General features: G+C 69.8%; 23 protein-coding genes and 1 pseudogene. 13 read left to right on the forward strand and 11 right to left on the reverse strand.

Features of this window, described 5'->3' with window-relative positions; genetic code table 11:
- Window positions 1-166 precede the first annotated feature (166 nt).
- From KUF83_RS36105 to KUF83_RS36120, 4 genes are all read right to left on the reverse strand, one after another.
- The gene (locus KUF83_RS36105) at window positions 167-1,351 is read right to left on the reverse strand and encodes an IS701 family transposase (protein WP_217458249.1); all 1,185 of its coding nucleotides are present in this window, start codon (window positions 1,349-1,351) and stop codon (window positions 167-169) included.
- 85 nt (window positions 1,352-1,436) lie between these two features.
- Window positions 1,437-1,598 (reverse strand): hypothetical protein, encoded by a 162-nt coding sequence (locus tag KUF83_RS36110; RefSeq protein WP_254644874.1) that lies wholly within the window; start codon window positions 1,596-1,598, stop codon window positions 1,437-1,439.
- A gap of 162 nt (window positions 1,599-1,760) precedes the next feature.
- The gene (locus tag KUF83_RS36115; RefSeq protein WP_217459278.1) at window positions 1,761-2,564 is read right to left on the reverse strand and encodes a hypothetical protein; all 804 of its coding nucleotides are present in this window, start codon (window positions 2,562-2,564) and stop codon (window positions 1,761-1,763) included.
- Between the two features lie 400 nt (window positions 2,565-2,964).
- Complete coding sequence (locus KUF83_RS36120; RefSeq protein WP_217459279.1) at window positions 2,965-3,612, reverse strand: RNA polymerase sigma factor; 648 nt, start codon at window positions 3,610-3,612, stop codon at window positions 2,965-2,967.
- An 886-nt stretch (window positions 3,613-4,498) separates the two neighbouring features.
- On the opposite strand from KUF83_RS36120, the pseudogene KUF83_RS42275 reads away from it, so the two are divergent.
- Window positions 4,499-4,936, forward strand: a pseudogene (locus KUF83_RS42275) (replication-relaxation family protein); the annotation flags it as partial.
- A gap of 435 nt (window positions 4,937-5,371) precedes the next feature.
- Here the strand turns inward: KUF83_RS42275 and KUF83_RS36130 are convergent.
- On the reverse strand, window positions 5,372-6,121 hold the full coding sequence (locus KUF83_RS36130) for a hypothetical protein (RefSeq protein ID WP_254644875.1): 750 nt from the start codon (window positions 6,119-6,121) through the stop codon (window positions 5,372-5,374).
- Window positions 6,121-6,720, reverse strand: a complete 600-nt coding sequence (locus KUF83_RS36135) for a hypothetical protein (RefSeq protein WP_308403297.1) — start codon at window positions 6,718-6,720, stop codon at window positions 6,121-6,123. The genes KUF83_RS36130 and KUF83_RS36135 overlap by 1 nt, the downstream gene beginning before the upstream one ends.
- A gap of 244 nt (window positions 6,721-6,964) precedes the next feature.
- Between KUF83_RS36135 and KUF83_RS36140 the strand changes: the two genes are divergently transcribed.
- The 4 genes from KUF83_RS36140 to KUF83_RS36155 all read left to right on the forward strand — a co-directional run bounded on the left by KUF83_RS36140 (window position 6,965) and on the right by KUF83_RS36155 (window position 10,319).
- Window positions 6,965-7,537, forward strand: a complete 573-nt coding sequence (locus KUF83_RS36140; RefSeq protein ID WP_217459280.1) for a transcriptional regulator — start codon at window positions 6,965-6,967, stop codon at window positions 7,535-7,537.
- Window positions 7,538-7,918: 381 nt separating this feature from the next.
- On the forward strand, window positions 7,919-8,449 hold the full coding sequence (locus KUF83_RS36145) for a hypothetical protein (protein ID WP_217459281.1): 531 nt from the start codon (window positions 7,919-7,921) through the stop codon (window positions 8,447-8,449).
- Between the two features lie 101 nt (window positions 8,450-8,550).
- Window positions 8,551-9,657 (forward strand): histidine kinase, encoded by a 1,107-nt coding sequence (locus tag KUF83_RS36150; protein WP_217459303.1) that lies wholly within the window; start codon window positions 8,551-8,553, stop codon window positions 9,655-9,657.
- A complete protein-coding gene (locus tag KUF83_RS36155) occupies window positions 9,654-10,319 on the forward strand; it encodes a response regulator (protein ID WP_217459282.1) in 666 nt (221 codons plus the stop codon). Before KUF83_RS36150 ends, KUF83_RS36155 begins: the two co-directional genes overlap by 4 nt.
- Window positions 10,320-10,454: 135 nt before the next feature.
- Here the strand turns inward: KUF83_RS36155 and KUF83_RS36160 are convergent, their stop codons facing one another.
- Entirely contained in the window at window positions 10,455-10,991 is a 537-nt protein-coding gene (locus tag KUF83_RS36160) for a TetR/AcrR family transcriptional regulator (protein ID WP_217459283.1), read from the reverse strand.
- A gap of 75 nt (window positions 10,992-11,066) precedes the next feature.
- On the opposite strand from KUF83_RS36160, the gene KUF83_RS36165 reads away from it, so the two are divergent.
- The 4 genes from KUF83_RS36165 to KUF83_RS36180 all read left to right on the forward strand — a co-directional run bounded on the left by KUF83_RS36165 (window position 11,067) and on the right by KUF83_RS36180 (window position 15,126).
- The gene (locus tag KUF83_RS36165) at window positions 11,067-12,116 is read left to right on the forward strand and encodes an aldo/keto reductase (RefSeq protein WP_217459284.1); all 1,050 of its coding nucleotides are present in this window, start codon (window positions 11,067-11,069) and stop codon (window positions 12,114-12,116) included.
- Window positions 12,113-12,832 (forward strand): DUF998 domain-containing protein, encoded by a 720-nt coding sequence (locus KUF83_RS36170; protein ID WP_217459285.1) that lies wholly within the window; start codon window positions 12,113-12,115, stop codon window positions 12,830-12,832. The genes KUF83_RS36165 and KUF83_RS36170 overlap by 4 nt, the downstream gene beginning before the upstream one ends.
- Window positions 12,833-12,843: 11 nt before the next feature.
- Window positions 12,844-13,878, forward strand: a complete 1,035-nt coding sequence (locus tag KUF83_RS36175) for an aldehyde reductase (protein WP_217459286.1) — start codon at window positions 12,844-12,846, stop codon at window positions 13,876-13,878.
- Window positions 13,879-14,295: 417 nt separating this feature from the next.
- The gene (locus KUF83_RS36180) at window positions 14,296-15,126 is read left to right on the forward strand and encodes an AfsR/SARP family transcriptional regulator (protein WP_217459287.1); all 831 of its coding nucleotides are present in this window, start codon (window positions 14,296-14,298) and stop codon (window positions 15,124-15,126) included.
- A gap of 79 nt (window positions 15,127-15,205) precedes the next feature.
- Here the strand turns inward: KUF83_RS36180 and cimA are convergent, their stop codons facing one another.
- Window positions 15,206-16,837 (reverse strand): citramalate synthase, encoded by a 1,632-nt coding sequence (gene cimA, locus KUF83_RS36185; protein WP_217459288.1) that lies wholly within the window; start codon window positions 16,835-16,837, stop codon window positions 15,206-15,208.
- A gap of 653 nt (window positions 16,838-17,490) precedes the next feature.
- Here cimA and KUF83_RS36190 point away from each other — a divergent pair.
- Window positions 17,491-17,697, forward strand: a complete 207-nt coding sequence (locus tag KUF83_RS36190) for a hypothetical protein (protein WP_217459289.1) — start codon at window positions 17,491-17,493, stop codon at window positions 17,695-17,697.
- Window positions 17,698-17,917: 220 nt separating this feature from the next.
- On the opposite strand, the gene KUF83_RS36195 is transcribed toward KUF83_RS36190, so the two are convergent.
- Window positions 17,918-18,652, reverse strand: a complete 735-nt coding sequence (locus KUF83_RS36195; protein WP_217459290.1) for a TetR/AcrR family transcriptional regulator — start codon at window positions 18,650-18,652, stop codon at window positions 17,918-17,920.
- A gap of 302 nt (window positions 18,653-18,954) precedes the next feature.
- On the opposite strand from KUF83_RS36195, the gene KUF83_RS36200 reads away from it, so the two are divergent.
- From KUF83_RS36200 to KUF83_RS36210, 3 genes are all read left to right on the forward strand, one after another.
- Window positions 18,955-19,671, forward strand: coding sequence for a 4'-phosphopantetheinyl transferase superfamily protein (locus tag KUF83_RS36200; protein ID WP_217459291.1), 717 nt, complete (start codon window positions 18,955-18,957; stop codon window positions 19,669-19,671).
- A gap of 407 nt (window positions 19,672-20,078) precedes the next feature.
- Entirely contained in the window at window positions 20,079-21,530 is a 1,452-nt protein-coding gene (locus KUF83_RS36205) for a serine hydrolase (RefSeq protein ID WP_217459292.1), read from the forward strand.
- Between the two features lie 113 nt (window positions 21,531-21,643).
- Window positions 21,644-22,195 (forward strand): GNAT family N-acetyltransferase, encoded by a 552-nt coding sequence (locus KUF83_RS36210; protein ID WP_217459293.1) that lies wholly within the window; start codon window positions 21,644-21,646, stop codon window positions 22,193-22,195.
- Between the two features lie 154 nt (window positions 22,196-22,349).
- Here the strand turns inward: KUF83_RS36210 and KUF83_RS36215 are convergent, their stop codons facing one another.
- Complete coding sequence (locus KUF83_RS36215) at window positions 22,350-23,060, reverse strand: RDD family protein (RefSeq protein ID WP_217459294.1); 711 nt, start codon at window positions 23,058-23,060, stop codon at window positions 22,350-22,352.
- Window positions 23,061-23,224: 164 nt separating this feature from the next.
- Window positions 23,225-24,769, reverse strand: coding sequence for an MFS transporter (locus KUF83_RS36220; RefSeq protein WP_217459295.1), 1,545 nt, complete (start codon window positions 24,767-24,769; stop codon window positions 23,225-23,227).
- Window positions 24,770-24,892: the final 123 nt, after the last annotated feature.

Consider the following 24,892-nt stretch of genomic DNA (forward strand, 5'->3'; position numbering starts at 1 on the left):
CTAGTACTGCAACGGTGCTTGTTCTGATTGATGGGCAGTTGTCAGGGGCTGTGTCCGCGTCTTTTGTAGTGGCTGGTGCGGGCTTGGTGCTGGCGTCGGCGTCGCCAGTGTGACCAGTGCAGGATGTGGTCGACCGGGGTGGGTCGGCGGTCGGTGAGGCGGGTGATCAGGCGTCTGATCTCGGCGAGGCTGAGGTGGATGAGCTGGGAGGATCCGTTTCTGCTTTGTCCGTGTCCAGCTGGCGGGCCCGCAGGACGGTCAGGCAGGCGTGGGCGGCCATGGCCAGGGTCATGTGGCGGTGCCAGCCGGGGTAGCGGCGGACTTGGTAGTCGTCCAGGCCGCATTCCTGCTTCGCGGTCTGGAAGCACTCCTCCACGGCCCACCGACTGCCCGCGATGCGGATCAGGTCGTCGAGGGTGGTCTCCGCGGGGCAGTAGGCGATGTAGTAGGAGATCTCCTCCGGGCGGCTGACGCTGCGGCGGGCGATCACCCAGTGCCGGCGGTCGGGTCGGTGCCAAGGGCGGACCTCGACGCGGGCCCAGTCGTAGATCCGCTGTCCATGGGCACCTTGGCCGCAGGAGCGGCGCTTCCACTTCTGCCGTGCAAGGCCGGGGAACAAGTCATGGACGGGATGGTCGAGGGCCCAGCGGGTGACGACGGTGTCGTGCCGGGTGGTGGCCATGACGTGGAAGACGTCCGCCTGCTCCAACTCGAAGCGCCAGCCCTTGCTGAAGCCATAGGCGGCATCCGCCGTCACCCACCCGAACGGAATCTTCTCCGCGATCGCCCGGCGGACCATCGCCTTGGCCATGGCCACCTTCGTCTCGAAGGCGACGCTGTCGTCGATGCCTGCCCGTCGGCACCGCTCCCGGTCGTCCGTCCATGACGTGGGCAGATACAAGCGGCGGTCGATCAGCGTGCGCCCGCGCCCAGTGGCGTAGGCGAGGAACACACCGACCTGGCAGTTCTCGGTACGGCCCGCGGTGCCGGAGTACTGCCTTTGCACGCCGGCCGAACGGACGCCCTTCTTGAGGAAGCCGGTGTCATCGACGACCAGGACGGCATCCCGGTCTCCGAGATGTTCTACGACGTACTCGCGCACGTCGTCCAGGACCTCGTCGGCGTCCCACTCGATCCGGTTCAGCAACCGGTGGATGCGATCGGGGCCCGCGTGCCCGGCCTCCTCCGCCAGCGTCCAGCCGTTCTTGCGCTCCAGCGGCGCAACCAATCCCCTCATGTATGCGAGCGCCGAATCCCGCGGCTCCGACCGGCTGAACCGGTGCACGAACCGCCCGTGCACAGCGTCCAGTTCACTCGCCCACAACCTGACATCAGCAAGGTCCCCACCCATAACCTCACCAACGACTGACCTGGCCAGCAGTCACGGCAAGCACCGTTGCAGTACTAGTGCCGCGCCTGTGCGGCATAAGGCCGAGTCAGCCGATGAGACGGCGTAGTACAGGCACGCTGCTTCCGGCACTGAGCAGGCCCGCCAGGACCGCGCTGGCGGTCGGGCTGTCGGCAAGGAAGGTGAGGCCTCCGACGACCAGGCCGATGACAAGCGCCGTCAGGAGGACGAGCGCGGTGTGCAGTGTCATGAACGGACCAGGCGGGGAGGGCTCGGGCGGGGCTGGCGGCATGGGGGTAGGTACGGAACTCACGTGCTGCTCCAAGGGTGATGTGACTGGACGGCGATGGAGCCGTGCGATCAGGTGCGTCGTCGGCCGGCGGTGGCGAGCCCGTTAAGGCCGACGTTGGGGTCAGCCGGGTTCACCGCACTCGTGCAGCGGCAGAGTGCCGAGATCGACGTCGACGCGGTTTCCCCTCATGTCCTTCGCCGAGGCGAAGAGCTGCAACTGCACCGTGTCTTGAGGCTTCGGGCCTGTCCGGTAGGCCGGAATGTCGAACCGGACGGCGTCACCTTCGGCGACTCCGGTACTGGATTCGTACGCCCAGTCGTCGGTGGGGTGCTGGATGTACAGCAACACGAAGTAGATGCCTGAGGGGTCGGACGCGGTTACCCGCACGCTGTAGGTGGTGGGGGTTCCGTCTGGGCCGCAAGTCTGAATGAGCGAGCCGCCAGCACCGATGACTTCCTGCCCGACCTCACTGGCGTTGATGCCCGCAAGGGAGACGCTAGGAGGAGTGTTGTCCTCTGGCGGGGTGACGACTCCACCGTCGTCGTCATTGCCGTCACCGGCGCCCCCACCGTCGTCATTACCGTCATCAACCTTGCCGTCGCCGGAGTCCCCGTCGCCGACCTTCCCCTCGCCGGAATCCCCGCCACCGACCTTGCCGTCGCCGACCTTCCCCTCGCCGGAGTCCCCGTCATCAACCTTGCCGTCGCCGGAATCCCCGTCGCCGACCTTCCCCTCGCCGGAATCCCCATCGCCGACCTTCCCCTCGTGCCTGCCGCCGCTGTCCGCGTGGGTGCTGGGGCCGGGGGACGCGCCCCTCCCGGGGAGAATGTCCAGCTCCGGCAGGCTGATGTCCGCGCCGCTCTTGTGGATGAATGCAGTTGCGAAAATCGCGGCAAGAACGCCTGCACCGATGGCTTTGGCCACTCGATGTTGTGGCCGCCGATGTCGTACAGATCGAGTTCCCGTCGGTGACGCATGCCAGCGGGCAGCCTGAACTCCAGGGCGAGTGGTCGTGCGAGGGACCTCGCCATGGCGGCCATGAGCGTCGGAGCCAAGGTTCCGCTGGGCCCTTTCGTTTGCCGACTTGTTCTCCAGGCGCCGTGCATCACAGATGTTGCGTACCCGGTCGTACAGCTCCGGCGGCGGGGCGAGCAATACCCCATGTACCCAATGGCGGTCCTTCACCTTTTCCCGCTTTGCTGGGCAGTCCTTGCACGTCCCGATGTGCTCGATCCCGACTTTCCGGCCCTCGGGGGTCAGTTGCGGACCATGGCTTACCTGGCCTGGAGTGACACCGCATGCCGTCAGTAACCCCTCACACGGCTTATTTTCCGGGTGCAGCATGTGCAGCAGGAGCAGAGCTTCTTACCGTCTGTTGCCGCGCTCGGGGCAGCGCGTGCTTGAAGTCCTTGTACAGCTCCATCTTCAGCGCTCGCGCCTGATCGGCGCGCTGCCATCCCCCGGTCTCGCCGTCGAGAACTACTGTCATGACGCGCCGTTCCTGCACGTCCAGGGCCTGAAGAATCTCAGTGGCGGTCAGCCGCCCAACCACCTGCTCGACTTCCTCACGGGGGTCGGGCAGCGACTCTTGCGGCTCGCCAGTCGGCCGCGCTTCCTTCCTCCGGACCTTGTCTACCGCTTTGTTGAGAGCGACGCTCCTCAACCAGGAGCCCACGCTGCGGATCGGCCTGGCACTGCGGTAGCCCGCCAACGCGGCGAACGCCTCACCGACAGCGTCTTGGGCGTCGTGGAAGTTGCCGTTCAGCTTGAAGGTGGCCACCAGGATCAGCTGATCCCAGTGGCGGCGCACCAGCTGCACGGCTGCCTCGTTATCCCCGGCGCAATACCTTTGGACAAGTTCCCAGTCGTCCGTCGCCATCACTTCCCGCCCTTCCTTGCGTCTGGCGGGACCGTTCCCGCCCTTCTCGACGCGTTCTGACGACTGGTCGTTTGAGGCAGGCAAGATCGCCAAGCGCTGGAACGTTCTGCAGGGTGTCTCCGACGCCCCGTCTCCTGCCTTCTCCTTTCATCGTGACGAGTTCTGGCAGGTCAGGGGCGTACATCCGAGGCAGGCACCGAACACTTCAGGAGCTCTCTGGTCAGCCCTGTAGACATGGGAGGTAATGGAAATGCGTATAAGGGCCGCAACTGTGTCGGCGTAGCGGAGCTCACGGGTACGCCCGGTAAGCGCTGGACGGCCATGCCCTCCAGCGCAGAAGATCGATTAGGGCAGGGTGCGGTGGGGCGGGTACGGGCCTTCAGCGTGTCGGGGGTGACTCAGTCGGGCGGTGGTGCGGCGGGCTCCTGACCGACAGCAGCCTTGCGGGCGACACCGGCGCTCTCCCTCGCCTCACCGGCCGGGCAGCTTGCTCTGCCCGGCGTCGCGCGCGGCCCCGCCGTCGCGCGCGAGCAACACCGGCGGCCCCTGATCCCCTCGCCCGCCGCCCGGGGCCTGTCCCACCCACCCACTTCAATTTTTCTTCCTGCTGTGGGGCGTGGACTCGGGGGCGTAGAGGGGATGTCGGCCACCCCGACCACGCCCTGGCGGGCATGGTGACCTGCGGGTTCACGGGGGTGCACGTCAGGGGGTGCGGACGGTTGTCGGCCGGGTTGTCGGCGGGGATACCGGCCTGGTCAACGGAGGCGTTGTCGCATCGTGTCCGTGGTCGGGCCTTGGTGGTCGGGTTTCTGGTCGGGGCCGGCTGCTGGCCTGTTCGGTACGCGCGGCGCCACAGCAGCGCTGTACCGGACAGGAGGCGGGCGAACCCGTGGGGACGAACGTGAACGTGGACGTGGGCGGGGGTGACCGGCTGGCGCTGGCGGTGCTGGTCCAGTACCGGATGGCCACGACCGAACAGATGCACTGGGTGATCGCCCCCGGGGTGCGCATCGAGCAGACCAGGCGGCGGCTGGCCCGATTGCGGGAGGCGGGGCTGGCCGATCGGATCACCCTGCCGCGGGCCGGACGGATGCGGGTGTGGTTCCCCAGCTCGTATGGCGTGCAGCTGGCCTGTGAGTGGCCCGAGATGCGCGGGCGCCGGCCCTCCAGGACGGTGCCCGATCCGACTGCCGTACGGCTGAAGGTCGGCCACGCACTGACCGTGACCGAAACCGCGCTCGCTTTCCTTAAGGACGCCCGCCGCCGCGGCGACCTGTGCCGGCCACTGGACTGGATCCCTGAGGTCCACCATCCGATCGGGAGCGGTGAGGCGGTCATTCCTGACGCTCTCCTGTACTACCGGCGCGGTTCCGACGGTGACGGGTCGATGCTGCGGGCGTTCGTGGAAGTCGACCGGGCCACCATGGGCCCCGAACGCCTCGCCGCCAAGCTGACCGCGTACGCCCGTCTTCACGGCTACGTGCCCACCGTCCCGGGGCGCCGGCCGACCGTCCAGGAACCGGCGCTGGAGGACTGGCGGCGGCACTACCCCCTGTTCCCCCGGCTGCTGTTCGTCCTGGACGGCACCGGCCCCACCGGTGCCACGACGCGGATCCGTGCCCTCCATGCGGCCGCCAGGGAGCCGGCGGCGTTCAGCTTCCTGCACGACGTGCCCGTCCTCGCAGCCCCGCTGACCGACCTGCTCCGTGACGGGCCTCAGCGCCCGTGTGGCGGCCCGTCCAGGCTCCCGACCGGCGCGTGGGCTGGACGCACCGGGAGATCTGACCACCACCCCGACCACGTCTCCTCACCCCCGACCACAGACCCGACCATGCAAGTCACTGCCTTGCACTCAGGCCGTTTCGTGCCGGCGGGGTTCTGTGTCGCGAGGGTGCCAGGCGTCGAGGTCCTGCGGGTTGGCCAGGGCGTCGGGCAGGGTTTCCCAGCGGCCGTGCCCGCACCGCCACCAGACGGTGGCGTGCGGCCCGTCCGTGCGGAGCCGGTCCAGGGTGGTGAACAGCAGGGGGATGGTGTCGCTGAAGTCGTAGTAGCCGGCCGTGGTGCTCGCGCCGTCGTGCTGGTCCTCCTTGGTGTACTCGCCTGACCAGATCTCCCGGGTCAGGCTCATCACGCGGTTCATGCGGTTCTTCAGGGCCTGCTCTCCCAGGCGGGTGCCGGGGGCGAACACCACGGCGACCGGCGGGTGTCCCTCGCGTCCGGTCGGCGGGTAGAAAGTGCGCCACAGCAGGACATCCACACCGCGAGGGTCCTTGGTCTTGAGCCGGAAGTAGCGGCGGTAGCGCCCGACCTTCGCGGCCAGGACGTCGTCGGAGTCGGTGCCCCGGTCGACCTCCACCATCAGCACCGGCAGGCCGGCCTCGGGCGCCTGCAGAACAGCGTGGGCGCGGACGCCGTCATGGGGGCGGGCCGCGGGCAGGGGGTGCGCTACGTCCGTCGACCAGGAACGGGCGGTGCCGATCCCGGCAGCCGGAACCGGCACGGCAGGCGGGGCAGTACGGGCCGGCGGGACGACCCTACGGACGGGGCGGGTGGGCTCGGGGACGGTACGGGTGAGGGCGATAATGGTCTCGTTGACCGCCATCACATGCCGCTGGAATGCGTGGACAGCCAGTCGGGGTGCGCGGCCTTGAGATCGTCCCTGACCGCGGCGCTGGGCGCGAATACGTCCCCACCACCGTCATAGGGGTGATAGAGCCAGCGAAGATCGAGCGGGGCCAGGGTGACTCCTGCGATCACCTCGTCGGCCACGAGCCGCAAAAGCGGATCGAGAGCTTGCTTGTTACGCGGACGACGACTGATGTATTCGTGCTGGTAGAGGATGTCGTCAGGGAAGTCTTCGTCATGAACGCAACTGCTCCAGTGCTGGGCATCCGGGTCGACTCTCTGGAGGTCGGCCATGCGCGTGACAGCCTCAGGGTCTCCGTTCCACTCCCGGGTGACCACATACAGCTCGTCGTCGTTCGGCCCCAGCTCGGCGAGCAGCGTGTGATGGCGTTCGAGGAGGATGCCGTACTCAGTCTCGTCGTCCGGGTATCGCTTTGATCCGGGGAGACTGTGAAAGCGCACCCATCGGTCGGGATAGGCCCGGCGCATCGGGATGTCCTGCTGCGGTGCAGGCCATTGCCGTTCCCACAAGGCAGAGAGTGCTTCGAGATCAAGGCCGGGAGTACTTCTGTTCACCACTCCATGATCGGGCATTGCTGCTTCGGCGGACCTGGCCCCCCCGCCAACGAGTGGCAGTGACCAGCTTGGAGGGAACAGGAACAAGTTCAGAGAAGCACACGTGTTCGTGGATGCAAGGGGTGCCGAAGTCGCGTGCGCAGGTACGGAGGGCGACCTTCCGCAGTAGATTCCCCCGCCGGGACGGGAGATCGGCGCTCCCAGCCCCGTACAGTGATCCACGACCCTGGATTCGGAAGAGAACATGCCTGAGCGGAACATCGAGTTCGGCAAGTACGGCGCCCACGGCATCAAAGGCCACGAAGCCGTCGCCCGGCAGCTGGACGCCCTCGCCGGCTACATCGCCACGCCGATCACGGCCCGGCGAGGCCTCCAGGCCCGCCTGCACTACCTCACCCGCACCGCCCACGCCCGCACTGCTGCCCGCGCGGCCGGACTGACCGTCACCGACCGCACCCTGCGCGCCTGGCAGGCCGGCGTCCGTACGCCCTCGCGCAAGAACCTGGATCGCATCGAGCAGGCGTACCGGACGGTGCGGCGCGCGAACGTGGCCCGCTACCTGACCGCCCGCCTCAACAAGGAGGGCCGCGGTACCCGGGTGGAGATCCACCCGGTCAACCAGTCCCGGGTCGACCGTCCGCGACAGCGCGCCGTCGAGTTCCGCACGATGAACGTCCGCAACTGGGACCGCATCGTCGATGCGTGGGCGGTCGGCGACGGCCAGGAGTTGGATACCGCGTGGGTCGACCAGGTCGTCGACCTCGGCTCCCAGTGGGGACAGTACGAGTACGTCACCACCATCGGCTTCGCCGCCTGAGCCCCGCCACAGCGAGGCAGCCGGTGGCACGGCGAGACCGTTGGCGGTCGCACCGTCGAGCTGCCGCGCCGCCCCGCTGCCGTCTTCCGGCGAAGGGCGCCCGGTGGGCTACCGGCTCCAGCGCCCTCTGCGGGCAGGGGAACGCAGCGCGCGTGGGGCGGATGACCATGGGCTCGAGATGCTGTGACATCCCTGTGTGATCCCGTGGGCCCGTGCTCCCCCCTCACGCGAGTTTCCCGGTCTCGGGACCGTCCGGTCTCCTGACGGCCGGCCGGGGCCGGAGGAGCGTCGTGGCCGGCCGCGACCGGCCACGTGTTCTCCACCCCTGGTTCCACCCGTGGGTCCAGGTGTCGCGGGCCCTGTGACAGCAGGCTTGGGGGCATGACAACAACCGAGTGGATCACCGACATCGCACTCATCCTCGTCGTCTTCCGGCAGCTGCGGGAAGGCCGGCTTGACCTCAGGACCTTCCTGATCCCGCTGGGGATCGTGGCCTACGTGGCCCACACCTACCTGGACTCCGTTCCCACCGGGGGCAACGACCTGATGCTGGTCGGAGCTCTCATGGGCGCAGGCGCCGTACTCGGCATCGCCGGCGGCGCCTACACCCGGGTCAGGACCGCGGGCGAGCACATCCTGATCAAGGCAGGCGCGGTCTCCGCGATCCTGTGGGTGCTCGGCATGGGTGCCCGGATGGGCTTCCAGCTGTGGACCGAGCACGGCGGCGGCGACGATGTCGCCCGGTTCAGTCTCGCCCACCACATCACCAGCGACCAGGCATGGGTGGCGGCCTTCGTCCTGATGGCGCTCACCGAGGTCGTCACCCGGCTGGCCACGATCTTCGTCCGCAGCCGGATGCTGAGTGCCGGGCAGTCCGCCCCTGCCTCGAACCGTGTTGCGGTCCGACCGTGAGTTATGGTCTGGCCGTGCCCACCGCCGAGACCGCCTCCTCCCCCGGACCGGTCCCGCCCTCATCGGCTGCGCCCCGGCCGATCCCGGGCCGGGACCCCCGGGTGCAGTGGGCCCTGACCGTGGCGGTCATCGTCAGTGGGGCCCTGACGATCCGGCCGATGGGCGTCAGCGGGCCGGGGCTGGTGGTCGCGGTCTTGTTCGTACTGAACTGTGCGGCGCTGCTTGCCCGGGGCCTGCCCCAGGGCAAGGTCCCGCCGCGTGCTGCCGTCGTCTGGCTGTCGCTGGGCGTCCTCGCTGCGGCCGCGCTGATCGGCGTCAGCCGCAGCGGAACGGGTTACCTCTTCGCCTTCTTCCTCTGCGGTCACATCGGATACCGGCTGCCGGCCAGACAGGCCCTCGTCCTGGCCGCGGCCTGCGGCCTGCTCTGCGGCGGCGTCCTGTACTTCGAAGTCGGACCCGGTCATCACCTGCTGCCCTGGGCCGTCGGCCTCACCACCGGCGCACCGGTCCTGGTCGGGATACTCAACCGTGTCCAGCACCAGGCCGTGGAGGCCGCGCTGTCGGCGGCCGAGAGCGCGGAGCGCGCCACCCGGGCCGAGGCGCAGAGCGCCGTGCTCACCGAACGCGGCCGGATCGCCCGGGACGTGCACGATGTCCTGGCGCACACGCTGGCCGGGATCAACATGCAGCTGGAACTGGCCGACGCGCTGCTCGACACCGGCGACCTGGAGAAGGTCAGGGCGGCCAACGACAAGGCCCACAGCCTTGTCAAGGAGAGTCTGAAGCAGGCGCAGTGGACCGTCCACGCGCTCCGCGAGGACGCGCTGCCGCTGGTGGAGACCCTCGCCGCGATGCTCGAGTCGTCCGGCCACCGCGACGCCCTGACCGTCTGCGGCACTCCCGTGGAGGTACCGGCCCGGGTGACCCAGAATCTGCTGCGGATCGCCCAGGAATCCCTGACCAACGCCGCGCGGCACGCCCCGGGCGGTGAGGTGCGGGTGGAGCTGGCCTTCACGGCTTCCTCGACGGCGCTGACGGTCCGCAACCGGCATGCCACCCGTGCGGTGAACGCGGGGGTCGGCAGCGGAATGGGGCTGATCGGAATGCGTGAACGCGTCGCCCTGCTGGGCGGCACCCTCACCGCGGGACCGGTCACTGAGGGACCGGATCAAGGCGGCTGGCAAGTGGAGGCAGTGATCCCGCGATGAGTGAACCCACCGAGAGCTCCCGGCCGTTGCGCGTGGTTGTCGCCGACGACCAGGCCGCCATCCGCGAACCGCTCGCCGCGGTGCTGGCTCTGGCCGAGGACATCGACGTCGTCGCGGCGGCCGCGGACGGCAACGGCGTACTGGAAGCGGTCGCCGCCGGTCCGGTGGACGTCGTGCTGATGGACCTGCGCATGCCCGTGCTCGACGGAATCGAGGCCACCCGCAGGCTGAGCGGCGAACACCCCGAGGTAGCCGTCGTCGTGCTCACCACGTTCGCCGACGACGACTCGATCCTTGCCGCCCTCAGCGCCGGAGCCCGCGGCTATCTGACGAAGAACGCCGGACGCCAGGACATCGTCCGGGCGATCCGTGCCGCCGCCGCGGGCCAGTCCGTCCTGGACCGTGAGGTCCAGGACCGCCTGCTGGCCGCCGTCCGCGCCAGGCCGACGGCGCCCGGACAGCAGTTGCCCGCGGATCTCACGCGCCGCGAACGTGAAGTACTCACCCTGATCGGCCAGGGTCTGCCCAACCGTGCGATCGCCGAGAAGCTCTTCGTGAGCGAGGCGACCGTCAAGACGCACATCAACAACCTCTTCGCCAAGGCCGACATCCGGGACCGGGCCGACGCCGTGCGCCGCGCCATCGCGGCCGGCCTGGCCTGACCTCTCGGCCCCGCGGGGCGGCCTCGCAGCAAGTGGACGTCGATGCCGGCGTTCTCCCGGCCGAATGGTGCGCCGGTCACCAGCGCGAGGGACTGCACATCGTGCCCTTGGAGGGCCTTGTCGGGTGCGCGGCGTCTACCGGCGCGTGCGGAGTCCGTCGAGGACGAGCGCGAGCATGTGGGGGGCCCGGTCCTCGGGGCTGGACGCGGCGCGCCACAAGGCGCCGGTGAGCTGGAGGAAGTCTCCCGGGTCGGCGTCCGGTCGGATGCTCTCGTCCTTCTTCCCGGCGTCGAGGAGCTGGGTGATGGCGGCGATGACCGGCCCGTAACTCTGCTCGCTGATCGCCTGGTGCGCGCCCGGGCCGAGGGCGTCGCCGAGGCCGTGTTTTCTGCGCATGGCCTCGACGAGGTCGGTCGTCCAGTGGCGGAGCGCTTCCAGTGGCGTCATCTGGGCGAGCAAGTCGGGCACGGTGCCGGTGATGCGTGCCACCTCGTCCTGGTAGACGGCCAGGACCAGCGACTCGCGGGTGGGGAAGTTGCGATACAGGGTGCCCGCGCCGACTCCCGCGCGCTGCGAGATCTGGTTCATCGACGTGCTGCCGTCCGCCGCGAGCGCTTCGCGTGCGGCGGCGAGGATGCGCGCCCTGTTCTCACGGGCGTCCGAGCGGACCACGGGACCTCACCTTGCTAAGTGGAGAGTTCTCCACTACGTTACCTGGAGAGCTCTCCACTTACTCTAAGGAACGTCATGCAATACATCAAGCTCGGCATGACCGGCCTCGACGTATCCCCGATCGCGATCGGCGCGATGACCTACGGCGAGCCCGACCGCGGGCACCCCGTCTGGTCGAAGGGCGAACAGGACGCACGCCCGCTCATCAAGCACGCGCTGGAGTCAGGGATCAACTTCTTCGACACCGCGAACATGTACTCCAACGGCTCCAGCGAGGAGATCCTCGGACGCGCCCTGAAGGACTTCGCCGACCGTGACGAGGTGGTGATCGCGACCAAGCTGCGCCATCCGATGCGGCTGGGGCCCAACGGCCGCGGCCTGTCACGTAAAGCGATCATGACCGAGGTGGACCATTCGCTGCGCCGCCTGGGCACCGACTACATCGACCTCTACCAGATCCACCGCAACGACCACTCCACCCCCTGGGAGGAGACCCTCGAAGCACTCAGCGACCTCGTGAAGGCCGGCAAGGTCCGCTACCTCGGCGCCTCGTCCATGCACGCGTGGGAGTTCGCGAAAGCGCTGCGCCTGCAGAAGGAAAACGGCTGGGCACGGTTCGTGTCGATGCAGGACCACTACAACCTCCTTGCCCGTGAGGAGGAGCGGGAGATGATCCCGCTGTGCCTGGACGAGGGCGTCGGCACGATCATCTGGAGCCCGCTGGCCCGCGGCCGCCTCGCTCGCGCGTGGGACGACGCCCGCTCGACGGTGCGCTCCGAGACGGACGGCGCCTACGCAGACCTGCTCTACTCGCCGGCCGAGGAGGCATCCAACCACGCGATCATCGACGCCGTCGGGAAGGTCGCCGCCGCACACGGCGTCAGCCGCGCACAGGTCGCGCTCGCCTGGCTGCGACGCCAGCCCGTCGTCACCGCGCCGCTGGTCGGCGCAGGATCGGTCAGGCAGATCGACGAGGCGGCGGCCTCCCTCGACATCGAGCTCACCAACGACGAGGTGCACGCCCTGGAGGCTCCCTACACCCCCCGCTACGACTGGCAGGGCGTCTCGGACGAAGCCGAGATGGAGGCCATCCGCCAGCGCGTCCCCGGCATGGCCCTCGCATGAACCCCATCGTCCGCTCCGGCGCCGCTGCCCGCGCCGGAGCCCTCCTCATCCTTGTCGGGCCGCTCGTGTCCTGGGCCGCCGAGTTCATCACCGCCGCCGCATGGCAGGACCCGCCCTACTCGCCCCTGTACAACTGGGTCAGCCACCTCGGCCTGACCGGCCCGCCGCAGACCGCGTTCGGACAGGTCGCCAACTCCCCCCTCGGCGCCGTCATGGACACCGGCTGGGTGATCTACGGCACCCTCCTGATCGTCGGTACGTTCCTCGTGTTCGACCCGCGCAAGGGCGCCCGCCCGATCACCATCATGATCCTCGCCGTCCTCGCCGGCGCCGGAGTCTCACTCGTCGGCATCTTCCAGGGCTCCAACGCCAACGTCGACAACGGGCTGATCGCCTTCCACACCTTCGGCGCGCAGGGCGTCATGCTCGCCGGCAACCTCATGGCGATCGCCGTCGGAACCGGCGGAACCCGCATCGGCCTCACCAGGGGCCGCTCGATCGCGAGCACCGCGCTCGGCACCGCCGGGCTGATCGCGTTCCCCCTCTTCATGACCGACGTGTTCACCGGCTGGATGTGGAACATCGGCCTGTTCGAACGCGCCGTCATCTACCCGATCATGATCGGCCACGCCCTCCTCGGAAGCAGCGTGGCCGCCACCCAACGCCACCGTGCGACGCACCCGCCGGCACTCCTTGCCGCACGAGCCGGGAGCTGAAGGAGAGACAGATGACACGAGTACTGGTCACCGGAGGAACCGGCTTCATCGGGAGCTGGTGCGTCCAGGCCCTGCTGGATGCCGGCCACACCGTCCGCACCACGGTCCGCGACCTGCAACGCGAGGCGGCACTGCGCTCCTGGCTCCACGCGGCCACACCGTTCGACGACGACCGGCTCACGACCGTACGCGCCGACCTCGGACACCCCGACGGCTGGGAGGCTGCCGCCGCCGGCTGCGAGTTCGTCCTGCACGTCGCCTCGCCGACCCTGCGCCACACGCCGGCCAACGACGACGACCTGGTGGTCCCGGCACGCGAGGGCGTCCTGCGGGTGCTGCGCGCCGCCCGCGACGCCGGTGTACGCCGGACCGTCCTGACCAGCGCTTTCGGCGCCATCGGGATCGGGCACCCCCCGCGTTCGACGCCGTTCACCGAGGAGGACTGGACGAACGTCGACAGCGACATCCCGCCCTACCAGCGCTCCAAGACACTTGCCGAACGCGCGGCCTGGCAGTTCGTCCAGGACGAGGGCGGCGGCATGGAGCTGGCGGCGGTCCATCCCGTGGGAGTCCTTGGACCGCTGCTCGGCCTGGACGACCCGCCGTCTCTGCGTCTGGTGCGCAGAATGCTCGAGGGACGGGTTCCCGCGTGCCCTCCCTTCGGGATGGGCTTCGTCGACGTGCGCGACGTCGCGGATCTGCACCTGCGCGCGATGACCGATCCGGCAGCCGCCGGCGAACGCTTCCTGGCGGTCGCCGGACACAGCCTGCGCGTCATCGACATCGCACGCATTCTGCATGACCGGCTCGGTGAACGGGCCGCGAAGGCCCCGACCCGTGAGCTGCCTGTATGGGTGGCGCGCACGCTGGGCATGGTGAACCCGGAACTGCGTCTGCTCAGGCATCAGCTCGGCCGGGATCTCGACGCCACCAGCGCCAAGGCGGAGAAGCTCCTCGGATGGCGAGCGCGCCCCATCGAGGACACCATCAAGGACACCGCCGAGAGCCTCCTCGCCCACGGCATCGGGGCGAACACCGCCTCGTGACAGACCGCCGCGGCAGCCGGGCCACCGCGGTGGCGCCGCGGCCGGGCTGAGGTGATCCTGCTCGTCGGACCACGACGATCAGTCCCGTTCGCACTCCGGGGAACATGCCTCAGACAGCCACTTGCCCGGTCGGCGAAAAGTGCCTTCACAGGCAAGCTGGCACTGTGAGTACATGCCGGTGGAGGCAGTAGCCCCTGCCATGGCCTCGGCATTTCGCGTCTCCTGCCCCGGAAGGAAAGCCGGCGCCGTTCCTGCTCATGCATGTGCGTCCGACGAACCCAAAAACGGGGCATCCGGTTTGATATTGACAAACCGGCATGGCCGTTTTTTACTGAGAGTCTTCGAGGGCCCTGATTTGCCGGCCCCGGACGGCTGGACACATGTCTCATCGGGCTGACACGAACAGGGGAAAACCGCGTGGACATCGATGCACTGGGCGTGTTGGCCGTCAGCGAGAACGGTGTGTCGGTCACGCCGTCCGCGCCGAAGCCTCGGCAGGTTCTCGCGATGCTGGCCCTGCACGCCGACCAGGTCGTCTCCGTGCCCTCGTTGTTCGAGGAGCTGTGGGGGGAAGAGCCGCCGAGGAGCGCGCGCACGACACTGCAGACCTACGTACTGCAGCTGCGGGAAGCCATCGCCGGGGCACTCACCCATGACGCGCACGGCAGTTCGCCGCGTACGGCCAAGGACGTCCTCGTCACCGCGTCGGGCGGCTACCTGCTCCGGACCTCGGGCGGCGCCAGTGACGTCCGGCGGTTCGAGACCCTGACCGGTCTCGGATACCGGGCCATGGAGGCCGGCGACTTTCCGCAGGCGGCCCGTCAGCTGAGGGACGCCCTCGCATTGTGGAAGGGGCCCGCGCTCGCCGACATCCAGCCCGGCCCCTGGCTGGAGATACAGGTCCGGCAGCTGGAGGAGAGCCGGCTGTGCGCCCTGTCCCAGCGGCTCGAAGCGGACCTGCGGCTCGGACGCCACCGCGAACTGCTCGCCGAACTGACCGTCCTGGTCAGCCGGTACCGCACCCATGAGAGTCTGTGCGGCCAGTTCATGACGGCGCTCCACCGTTCGGGCCGCCGCAGCGAGGCCCTGGACGCGTTCCAGCGGCTGCGCCGCGCCCTGGTACGGGACTTCGGCATCGAACCCTCCGCCGCTCTCAAGCGGCTGCAGCAGTCGATCCTGCTGACGAGGCCCGAGCCGGCCGGCGCTCTCCACGGGCTCCACGGCAAAGAGCTGAGCCGCGTCAGCTGAGTACTTCCGAGGTACGGCTGCGCCGCGGGCGGCGGGCCGGACGCGATGCGCGCCCGGCCCGCCGTCACTCGGCCCGCCGTCACTCGGTCGGACTGACGCCCGCGCGGAGCAGACCATAGGTGTAGGCGTCCTCGAGGGCCTGTCCGGAGGCGGCGATGACGTTGTCGCCGACTCCGACGGTGGACCATTCGCCGGTCGCGTCGGCGGTGGAGATCAGGACCCGGGCGGCGGAGGTGGTGCCGTGGGCCTGCTCCAGAATGCGGACTCGGTAGTCCACCAATTCCAGTTTGGCGAGTTCCGGGTAGGTGTGTTCCAGCCCGGCACGCAGCGCCCGGTCGAGCGCGTTGACAGGGCCGGTGCCTTCGGCCGTGGTGATGAAGCGTTCGCCTCGGGTCCACAGCTTCACCGTCGCCTCGTTGCTGTCGACGCCGTCCGGCCGCTGCTCCGCGATGATCCGCCACGACTCAATACGGAAATAGCGCTGCGGCCCCTCCTGCGCCTCGTCGCGCAGGAGAAGCTCGAACGACGCGTCGGCGGCCTCGTAGGTGTAGCCGCGCAGTTCCTGTGCCTTGACCCGCGCCACCACCCGTCCGACGAGGTCGGGGTCGTCGCCGAGACCGACTCCGAGTTCTCGCGCCTTGAGCTGGATGGAGGCACGGCCGGCCATGTCGGAGACGAGCATGCGCATGTGATTGCCGACCAGCGTGGGGTCGATGTGCTGGTAGAGGTCGGGGTCGACCTTGATGGCGGAGGCGTGCAGGCCTGCCTTGTGGGCGAAGGCGGAGACGCCGACATACGGCTGGTGGGTCGAGGGAGCGAGGTTCACGATCTCGGCGATGCTGTGCGAGATGCGGGTCATCGCCTCCAGCGCGCCGGGCGGCAGCACGCGCATGTCGTACTTGAGCTCGAGGGCGGCGGCGACCGGGAAGAGGTTGGCGTTGCCGACCCGCTCGCCGTACCCGTTGGCGGTGCACTGGACATGCGTGGCACCCGCGTCCACGGCGGCGAGGGTGTTGGCAATCGCGCAGCCGGTGTCGTCCTGTGCGTGGATCCCGAGCCGGGCGCCCGTCCCGGCCAGGACCGTGGTGACGGCGGCCTGGATCTGGGCGGGGAGCATGCCGCCGTTGGTGTCGCACAGCACCACCACATCGGCGCCGGCGTCCCAGGCCGCGCGGACGACGGCTGTCGCGTACCGGGGGTTGGCCGCGTGGCCGTCGAAGAAGTGCTCACAGTCGACGAACACCCTGCGGCCTTTGGACCGCAGGTGGGAGACGGTGTCGCGGATCATCTCCAGGTTCTCGTCGAGCGTGGTGCGCAGGGCCAGTTCCACATGCCGGTCGTGGGCCTTCGCGACCAGTGTGATCACCGGGGCGCCGGAGTCGAGCAGCGCCTGGACCTGTGGGTCCTGGTCGGCGCGGCCTCCTGGCCTGCGGGTCGCTCCGAACGCCACGAGCTGTGCGTGCCGGAAGTCGATCTCCGCCTTGGCGCGGGCGAAGAACTCGGTGTCGCGCGGATTCGCGCCGGGCCAGCCGCCCTCCACGAATCCGACGCCGAAGTCGTCCAGATGACGGGCGATGGCCAGCTTGTCCCTGACCGTGAGGTTGATGCCTTCACGCTGGGCGCCGTCGCGCAGGGTGGTGTCGAAGACGTGGAAGCCGTCGTTCGTCCCGGGTGCGGCTGAGCCATGAGGTGAGCCGGCCGTCTCGTTCATACGGACCGGACTCCGGTCGCGGCGTTGCGCGGGCGGGGTGGGGGTGTGCTGCCGGACCGGGCAGGCGGGCGGAGAGCGCTGCTGGCCATCTGCGGTGCGGGAAGATCTGGCACTTCCATGGTGACCTCCTCGTCGTCGGGCTGTCTGTGTGCCTGGCGTTCGGCACGGTAGCCGTCCCCCGGAGGCCAACTGGGTTTCCTCGAGCGGGTGTTGAGCGTTCCTCGAGCGCTCGGCGCGGGGCGGTGCCGGCGAGGGCGGCAAGGGCGGCGTGGAGGGCGTGTCCTGACGCGTAGCCAGCACGCACGAGGCCCCTGTCGAGTAGAAACCGCCCCGTAGCGGCGGGGCCTCATCCGTCCGGGTGACAGCCCCGGCGCCTCTGCAACCACGCGACGTGAGCACGAGTCGTACACCCCACATCCGCACCCGCGCCCCAGGGGGAACTCGTGAACACCCGCACCGCTGTCGCCCTCGCTGCCACTGCACTCCTCGCGCTCGCAGCATGCGAGGCCCAAGACAGCAGCCCTCAGACTCCGGCGCCAACGACCAGCCAGGAAAGCACCCCACCGAAGGACCCCGCCCCCAGCACTACCGCCGCCCCCACTGCCGCCGATGATGCCCCCGGGGCCGAAGCCGACACAGCGGCGCTCCCCGACATGACCGGCAAGGTTCTCCAGAGCGCCCAGGACGAAGCACAAGCCCTCGGCTTCTACAGCCTCACTTCCTCCGACGCCACCGGCCAAGACCGCTTCCAGGCCTTCGACCGCAACTGGAAGGTCTGCTCCCAGACCCCCGGCCCAGGCGAGCACCCCGCCGACACGACCATCGACTTCGCCACGGTCAAGCTCGACGAATCCTGCTGACCACCGCCACAAGGCCGCACCCGACGTCGTACGCCACGAGGACAAGGCCATCGACGCCGCCCGCAACCAGTGCTCCGGCATCACCGGCGGCGCCAACAAGCTGGACTGGCTGGCCTCCCAGCGCTTCACCTACAAGGACGTCACGACCAGCGAGGCCCAAGGCTCCAAGCTCAACGACGCGTTGAAGGCTTCGGGCTTCTGCAAGGTGTAGGGGCGGCTGTCAGGCCCCTCGGTGGTGGGCGAGACGGGCCTCAAGCCCGTCGAGGGTGCGCTGCAGGCCGTAGTCGAAGGTGTCGCTGCGGACCTGGTGCGGGTCCTTTCCGCGCTGGGCGGCGTGGCCCTCCATCAGGCGCGGGTGGTCGCGGGCCGCTTCTTCCAGGGCCGGGCCCAGGCTGTCCACCCACTCGCGTTCGGTGCTGCCGCTGCGGGCGATCATCGACAGGTACGCGGCCTCGCTGGTGGCGACGCCGATGACGTAGGAGATGACGGTACTCATGGCCTTGTCGGTCTCGCTCGAGGGGAAGCCGGCCGTCTCGAAGACCGCGAGCATCTGGTCCGACATCCTCATCACGTTGGGTCCAAGGTGGGACAGACCGACCTGGCCGAGCACCGAGGCGATCCAGGGATGCTGCAGGACCATGGCCCGCAGGCTGCCGGCCGCGCCCGCGGCAGCGGCCCGCCACTGGGACTGGTGCTCCGCGACGGGGACATGGAGTTCGCCGTACACCTCGTCGACGACCAGCTCGATGAGCTCGTCCTTGTTCGCGACATGCCGGTAGAGCGAGGTGGCTCCGGCGTTGAGGCGGTTGCCGAGACTGCGCATGCTGAGGGCTTCGATGCCCTCCGCGTCCAGGAGCTGCACGGCCTCTGTCACGATGCGCTCGCGGGTCAGATACTCACGCTGGCGGCGCGGGCGGGTCCATACGGAAGGAATCGGCTGCTGTTCGGCCCGCATCGGTCCTCACCCTCTCGTCGTACCGGCAGCGTAGTCCACGGTGTTCGCAATGAGGAACGCCGTACGCATCGTCGGATGCATCCTACGTCGATCATCCGCGGAGATCCTGAGTGCCGGCCGGGCCGCGGGTGCCGGTCGGCCGGGAGGAGCGCCACGAGCGCCCGGTCCCCCGCATACGAGCACATGGCTTCCGCCCCGGGCAATCATGGTGCGGGCCCGGCCCGCACCCGGTGTCCTGGGCGCCGGCGGTGGCCGGAGTTGGACACCTGACGTCGTGGGCCCGTCCCGCATAGCCTGCGCGGATGTCGACCCACGCAGTGACGCTCCGTCCCCGGGAGCTGCGGTCCCACGGCGCCGCGGTTCCGCCGGTCCTGCCCGGGGCCGGAGAGGCACCGCACCTGTGGCTCGTGCGGACAGCCGAGTTCCGGACACGGGCACGAGAGCAGGCCGCTGCCGTTCTGGACCGGTCGGAACGGGAACGTGCGGGCCGCTTCCGGCTCCCCGCCGACCGGGACACCTACCTCTCCGCCCACCTGGGCCTGCGCCTCCTGCTCGGCGCGTACCTCCGTACGGACCCCGCGGAGGTGGCGCTGACACGTCTGCCCTGTCCGCTGTGCCCCGAGCCGCACGGCCGGCCGGCGGTCGAGGGGAACCCGGTCCACTTCTCCCTTTCACACAGCGACGGCCTGGGACTTGTGGCCTTCGCGGCCTCCCCCGTGGGCGTCGACATCGAGCGGGTTCCGCCGCCGGAGGTCGCGGAGGAGGTGGGCCGGGCGCTGCATCCGCGGGAGCGGGACGAACTGCGCGGATACCCGCCGCCGGAGCGCCCGGGGGTCTTCGCCCGGACCTGGGCCCGCAAGGAGGCCTACCTCAAAGGGCTCGGCACGGGCCTGGGCCGCGACGCGTCTCTGGACTATGTGGGCACCGCGGCCGCCCCCGCGGCTGTGCCGCGGTGGACGATCAGCGACGTCGAAGTGGACGAGGGCCGCACCGCCGCCGCGGTGGCCGTGCGGGACTGACTCCCCCGCACCCACCCCCGCACCCCCGCATTCAGGCCAGGACCGGGCCGGCGCTCCCGGTGAGGGTGGTCCGCCCGGCTCCGGAGCGCTTGTTTGAGCGCCTTCCGCTCGCCCCGGGCGGCACTTTACGATCAAGATCGCCGCTTCTGAATGAGACCGTCCGGTTCGGTATGTGATCGCGTGGAGCGGGAGCCGAGGGGTTCGACGCCTCGTTTCCCGGCGTGCGTGACCACGAGACCTGGGACCGGATGCCGTGGCGGGACGGCCCGCCGTCCCGCCGGTCCCGGTCCGGAACCGGCGGGCACGGAAGCCGTGCGCCAACACCATGCACCATTGCGTACAAGATTTTCTCATGCGTACAGTGTTCGCGTACTGAGAATGCCATCCGCATTACTGAGGGAGACGTTATGCCGAAGGACCTGAGCTGGGACGCACAGGGCAACTGGGCGGCCTCGGGCGACTGGGGGTCCAAGGACTCCCAGGGCCGCAAGCTGTACCTGGCCGACTGGCAGGCGCGGCTCGACCGGCTCCGCGTGGCCCACCACGTGCCGGGCGCCACGCTGGCCGTCCTCACCGGCGGGGAGACCTACGAACTGGCCAGCGGCGTCCTGCACCGCGGCACCGGTGTGGACGCGACGCCCGATTCGGTCTTCCAGCTCGGATCCCTCGCGAAGATCTACACGGCCACCCTGATCATGCAGCTCGTGGACTCCGGCGCACTGGACCTGGACGCCCCGGTCAGGGACGTACTGCCGGACTTCGCCGTCGCGGACGAGGAAGCCACCCGCACCATCACCACCCGCCAGCTGCTCTCCCACACCAGCGGACTGACCTGCGACTTCACCTACGACTCGGGGCGCGGCGACGACTGCCTGGCCCGGTACGTCGAGGCCGCGAAAGACGTCGGCCTGGACTGCCCCCCGGGCACCGCGGTCTCCTACAGCAGCCTCGGCTACAACGTGCTCGGCCGCATCGTCGAGGTCCTCACGGGACAGACCTGGGACGAGGCGCTCAAGGAGCGGCTCCTGCAGCCGCTCGGCCTCACCGGCACGATGACGCTCCCCGAGGAGGCGCTGGCGCACCGGGCCGCGATGGGGCACCTGGGCGAGCTCGGGCAGGACCCGGATCCCGCGCCCGCCTGGGACCTCATGCCGCGTTCCGCCGGCCCCTACGGGCGGGTGCTCGCCACGGCCGGTGACGTGGCCCGTCTGGTCAAGATGCACCTGGAAGGGGGGAAGACCGCGGAGGGCGTGCGCGTGCTGAGTCCGCAGAGCATCGCCGCCATGCAGCGGCGCGAGGTGGACGTCCCCGACAAGTGGACGGTCAGCGCCGACGGCTGGGGGCTCGGCTGGACGCTGTACGACTGGTCCGGCACCCCGGGGTTCGGGCACGACGGCGCGTCGATCGGCCAGTACGGCTTCCTGCGGGTGGTCCCCTCGGCGGGCGTCGCGCTCGTCCTGCTCACCAACGGCGGCGACGCCAGGCAGCTCTACGCGCAGCTCTTCGACGAGCTGCTGGGCGACCTCGCCGGTGTGCGGATGCCCGCCCCCTTCGAGCCGCCGGAGCAGCTCCCTGTGGTGGACCTCGCGCCGCTGTGCGGCACGTACCGGCGTGAGGGTGTCGTCATCACCATCGCCGAGCAGGACGGCACCGCGCACCTGGTGTACGAGTTCGTCGACGGCATGAAGGACTTCTCGCCCCCGCTGGAGATGGACCTCGTCCCCGTCTCCCCCACGGTGTTCGCGGGTCCCGGCAGCGGCGCCTACAGCGCCGACTGGATGCCTGTCGTCTTCTCGACGCTCGCGGACGGTACGGCCTGTGTGTACATCGGGATGCGGGCCGCTCCGAAGGTGGCCTGACCCTCCGCAGGCGGCAAGGGGCCGGGGCCTGTTGGCCCCGGCCCCTTTGCCGTGCCCGGTGTACGGGTCTGCACACCTGGCCCCGCGCGCGCCCCGGCGGGCAGGATTGGGGAATGACCCGTCTCGCCACCAGACTCCCCACGTTGCGTCAGTACTCCTGGCCCGGCGACGTCCCTGCCTCGCTGCACCACGCCCTGACCGAGTGTTGGATCGAGGTCACCAACGCGGGTGGCGCCGCCGGCTTCCACGTACCGCGGATCGACGCGCGGCAGGCCGCGCCGGCCGTCGACCGGATCGTCGGACGTCTGGACCCGGTGACCAGCCGCCTGGTGACCGCGTGGCTGGACGGGGAGATGGTGGGCTGGCTGAACCTCAGGCGCGACCCCTCGGAGCTGATCGCGCACTGGGGCACCCTGCACCACGTGCAGACGCGCCTGTCGGTCCGCGGCCGCGGTGTGGGGTCCGCCCTGATGCGGGAGGCCCGCCGGGTCGCCCGGGACGAGATGGGCCTGGAGCAGCTGCATCTGACGGCCCGTGGGGGCCGGAACCTGGAGGACTTCTACGGGCGCCTGGGCTGGTACGAGGTGGGCCGCTGGCCGGCCGCCTTCCGGCTGGGGCCCGGCAACGACCAGGACCAGATCCTCATGGTCCTCACGCCGCTGTGAGTGCTGTGAGTCCGGCGGGAGCGGCGTGCGACCCGGCCGTTTTGGACACTTGAAAACCGTTGAGCCGGCCCGCGTGCAGCGGGCCGGCTCTTCTGGTGGAACGCCGCCTCACCCGGTCGGAACCCGGTGGGGCGGCGTTTGTCCGTGCAGCGGCTCACCCGGCCGGGACCCGGTGGGGCGGTGTTGTCCGTGCACCGGCCGCACCGAACGCACCGGCCGCGTAGGCCGTGCTGTCCCCGTAAAGGGATGCGTCCGGCGGTGCCTGTCCCCGGATGACGGAGGTGCCGGCCAGCCGGTCGGCGAGGGAACGGCCGGAGGGTGAGAGGGCCGAGAGGGCGTTGAACCAGAAGGCGGCGACCGCCAGCAGCCAGACCGCGAAGGACGCGAGGAAGGCTCCTGCGGTCAGCAGGCAGCAGGCCAGGGAGAAGCACGCCACGTCGGTGAGGGTGGTCACCGCCGCCCGCAGGGCGGCCGGGCCCGCGCGGTGCGGGGTGACGCGCAGTCCCAGCAGCCTCTTGCCCAGGGTGCGTCCGCCGAAGGTCAGCAGGACCCAGTGGTAGAGGAACGTGCCGGCGGCCAGGAGGGCGAAGGACTGGATGACGATGACCGCCGTCCGGTCCCACAGTTCCCGCCCGTACTGCTGGAGCGGGTCCAGGGCCTTGTCGTCGAGGGTGAGCAGGTCCCATCCGCCCGGCATCGTCAGGTCGGGCAGGTCGGTGAAGGCCTCGGCGATGCGCTGGGCGGCGAGCACGCCGAGCAGGTAGGCCCCGATAAGGACGAGAGCGAAGTCGATGGACCATGCGAGGACGCGGCGGACCGTGGAGGGCCGGCCGGTGAGGTGTGAGGTGCTGTAGGGATGGGTCATGGTCTCCCCAAGGCAGGATGCGGACAGGTGGTGGGAGGCGGCGGCCGGCCGCCGCCTGCGCCCGTACGGCAAAACCCTCGCCCGTACGGCGAAAGCGGCGGTCGCGACCCCTCAGGTGCTGGCTGGGGACCCGCGATCGCCGCTCTCCGGTGGTGTCCTCCGGATCAGTGGGTGGTCAGGATCTGCTCCGGAGTGGCGCCCTTCGTCTCGTCGCCCCCTGTGGGCGCGGTCTGCGTCTCCCCGCCCTGATCGGGCGTGTCCTTGCGCGCGCGCATGAGGAAGAAGGCCAGGACCGCGGCTCCCACGACTCCGGCGGCGCCCGCGAGGAAGCTCGCTGACATGCCGTCGGTGAAGGCCTCGTTGACGAACTTCAGCAGACCGGGGTCCGCCTTGGCCGCGGCGAGTGCCTCACCGATCGAGTGGCGGGCCGCCTCCGGGGCGTCGGCCGGCATGTTGCTGGTGAACGTGCTGGTCAGAACGGCTCCCAGGATGGCGACGCCGAGCGCGGCACCGGCCTGCTGAATGGTGTCGTTCAGTGCGCTGCCGACACCCGCGTGCTCCTCGGGGACGGCGCCCATCATGGCCGCCATCGCCGCGGGCATCGCCAGGCCGCTGCCCGCGCCCATCAGGCACATCGCGCCGGCCAGGACGCCCCAGCCGTCACCGACGGACAGCGTCGACAGCAGGGCGAAGCCGGAGGCGATGACCAGCAGGCCCAGGACCGCCATGAACCGGGTTCCGGTCTTGGCGATCAGGGAGGCGCCGAGCGCGTTGAACGCGAGCGTCGCCACGGCCAGCGGGGTGAAGGCCAGCCCCGTCTCGGTGGGGGTGTAGCCGAGCACGAACTGCAGGTACTGGGTGAGGACGAGCATCAGGCCGCCGTTGGCCAGCGTCAGCAGGACGAGCGAGAAGCTGGCGCCGGTGAAGACCCGGTCGCGGAACAGGGCGAGCGGGACCATCGGGGAGGGGTGGCGCTTCTCCCAGACGGCGAAGCCCACGACCGCGACCACGGTGATCGCGAGCGACACCTGCGTGCCGGTGTGGCTGAGGCCGCCCTTGGGAAGCTCGTTGATCGTCCACACCAGGGCGCTCATGCCGACGACCGAGAGCACCATGCCGACCGGGTCGGCCTTGCGCCAGGGCCCCTTGGACTCCGGCATCAGCACCATGGCCGCCACGATGGCGAGCACGGCGATGGGGACGTTGATGAGGAACACCACACCCCACCAGTAGTGGGCGAGCAGGGCGCCGCCCAGGACCGGGCCGCCGACCAGGCCGACCATGGCCACCGCGCTCCAGACCGCGATCGCCTTGGGCCGCTCGGCCTCGTCGAAGACCGTGATCAGGATCGACAGGGTGCTCGGCATCACCAGCGCGCCGCCGACGCCCATCAGGACACGGCCGAGGATCAGCTGCTCCGGGGTGGCGGCGACCATGCCGATGAGGGAGGCCGCACCGAAGATCGCAAGGCCGATGATCATCACCTTGCGCCTGCCGAACTTGTCGGACAGGCTTCCCGCGGTCAGCAGGAGGCCGGCGAAGACCAGCATGTAGGACTCGAGGACCCACTGGATGTCCTGGGCGCTCGCCTTCAGGTCCTCGGTGATCGTCGGTACCGCGACGGTGAGCACCATGTTGTCGATCACCAGCACGAGCGTGCTGAGGCACAGCACGACCAGGATGAGCCAGCGCCGTGGGTGACGTTCCATCAATCCAACCTTTCGAACGGTGTGAGCCCGACGGCCGGAGCCGACAGGGAGGTGGGGCTGCGCTCACATTATCAAACCATCGTCGCGGTTTTTTCTAGTCGTTTTCCGGTCTCACTTGACGCA

The sequence above is a fragment of the Streptomyces sp. BV286 genome, from assembly GCF_019090165.1.
Taxonomy (GTDB): Bacteria; Actinomycetota; Actinomycetes; order Streptomycetales; family Streptomycetaceae; genus Streptomyces.

Coding starts and splice junctions, on each gene's coding strand:
- KUF83_RS36165 (WP_217459284.1), top strand. CDS start 11,067: ATGCAATACATCAAGCTCGGCATGACCGGCCTCGACGTATCCCCGATC.
- KUF83_RS36205 (WP_217459292.1), top strand. CDS start 20,079: ATGCCGAAGGACCTGAGCTGGGACGCACAGGGCAACTGGGCGGCCTCG.
- KUF83_RS36155 (WP_217459282.1), top strand. CDS start 9,654: ATGAGTGAACCCACCGAGAGCTCCCGGCCGTTGCGCGTGGTTGTCGCC.
- KUF83_RS36190 (WP_217459289.1), top strand. CDS start 17,491: ATGACCGGCAAGGTTCTCCAGAGCGCCCAGGACGAAGCACAAGCCCTC.
- KUF83_RS36220 (WP_217459295.1), bottom strand. CDS start 24,769: ATGGAACGTCACCCACGGCGCTGGCTCATCCTGGTCGTGCTGTGCCTC.
- KUF83_RS36130 (WP_254644875.1), bottom strand. CDS start 6,121: ATGGCGGTCAACGAGACCATTATCGCCCTCACCCGTACCGTCCCCGAG.
- KUF83_RS36210 (WP_217459293.1), top strand. CDS start 21,644: ATGACCCGTCTCGCCACCAGACTCCCCACGTTGCGTCAGTACTCCTGG.
- cimA (WP_217459288.1), bottom strand. CDS start 16,837: ATGAACGAGACGGCCGGCTCACCTCATGGCTCAGCCGCACCCGGGACG.
- KUF83_RS36105 (WP_217458249.1), bottom strand. CDS start 1,351: ATGGGTGGGGACCTTGCTGATGTCAGGTTGTGGGCGAGTGAACTGGAC.
- KUF83_RS36215 (WP_217459294.1), bottom strand. CDS start 23,060: ATGACCCATCCCTACAGCACCTCACACCTCACCGGCCGGCCCTCCACG.
- KUF83_RS36140 (WP_217459280.1), top strand. CDS start 6,965: ATGCCTGAGCGGAACATCGAGTTCGGCAAGTACGGCGCCCACGGCATC.
- KUF83_RS36200 (WP_217459291.1), top strand. CDS start 18,955: ATGTCGACCCACGCAGTGACGCTCCGTCCCCGGGAGCTGCGGTCCCAC.
- KUF83_RS36145 (WP_217459281.1), top strand. CDS start 7,919: ATGACAACAACCGAGTGGATCACCGACATCGCACTCATCCTCGTCGTC.
- KUF83_RS36170 (WP_217459285.1), top strand. CDS start 12,113: ATGAACCCCATCGTCCGCTCCGGCGCCGCTGCCCGCGCCGGAGCCCTC.
- KUF83_RS36175 (WP_217459286.1), top strand. CDS start 12,844: ATGACACGAGTACTGGTCACCGGAGGAACCGGCTTCATCGGGAGCTGG.
- KUF83_RS36110 (WP_254644874.1), bottom strand. CDS start 1,598: ATGACACTGCACACCGCGCTCGTCCTCCTGACGGCGCTTGTCATCGGC.
- KUF83_RS36195 (WP_217459290.1), bottom strand. CDS start 18,652: ATGCGGGCCGAACAGCAGCCGATTCCTTCCGTATGGACCCGCCCGCGC.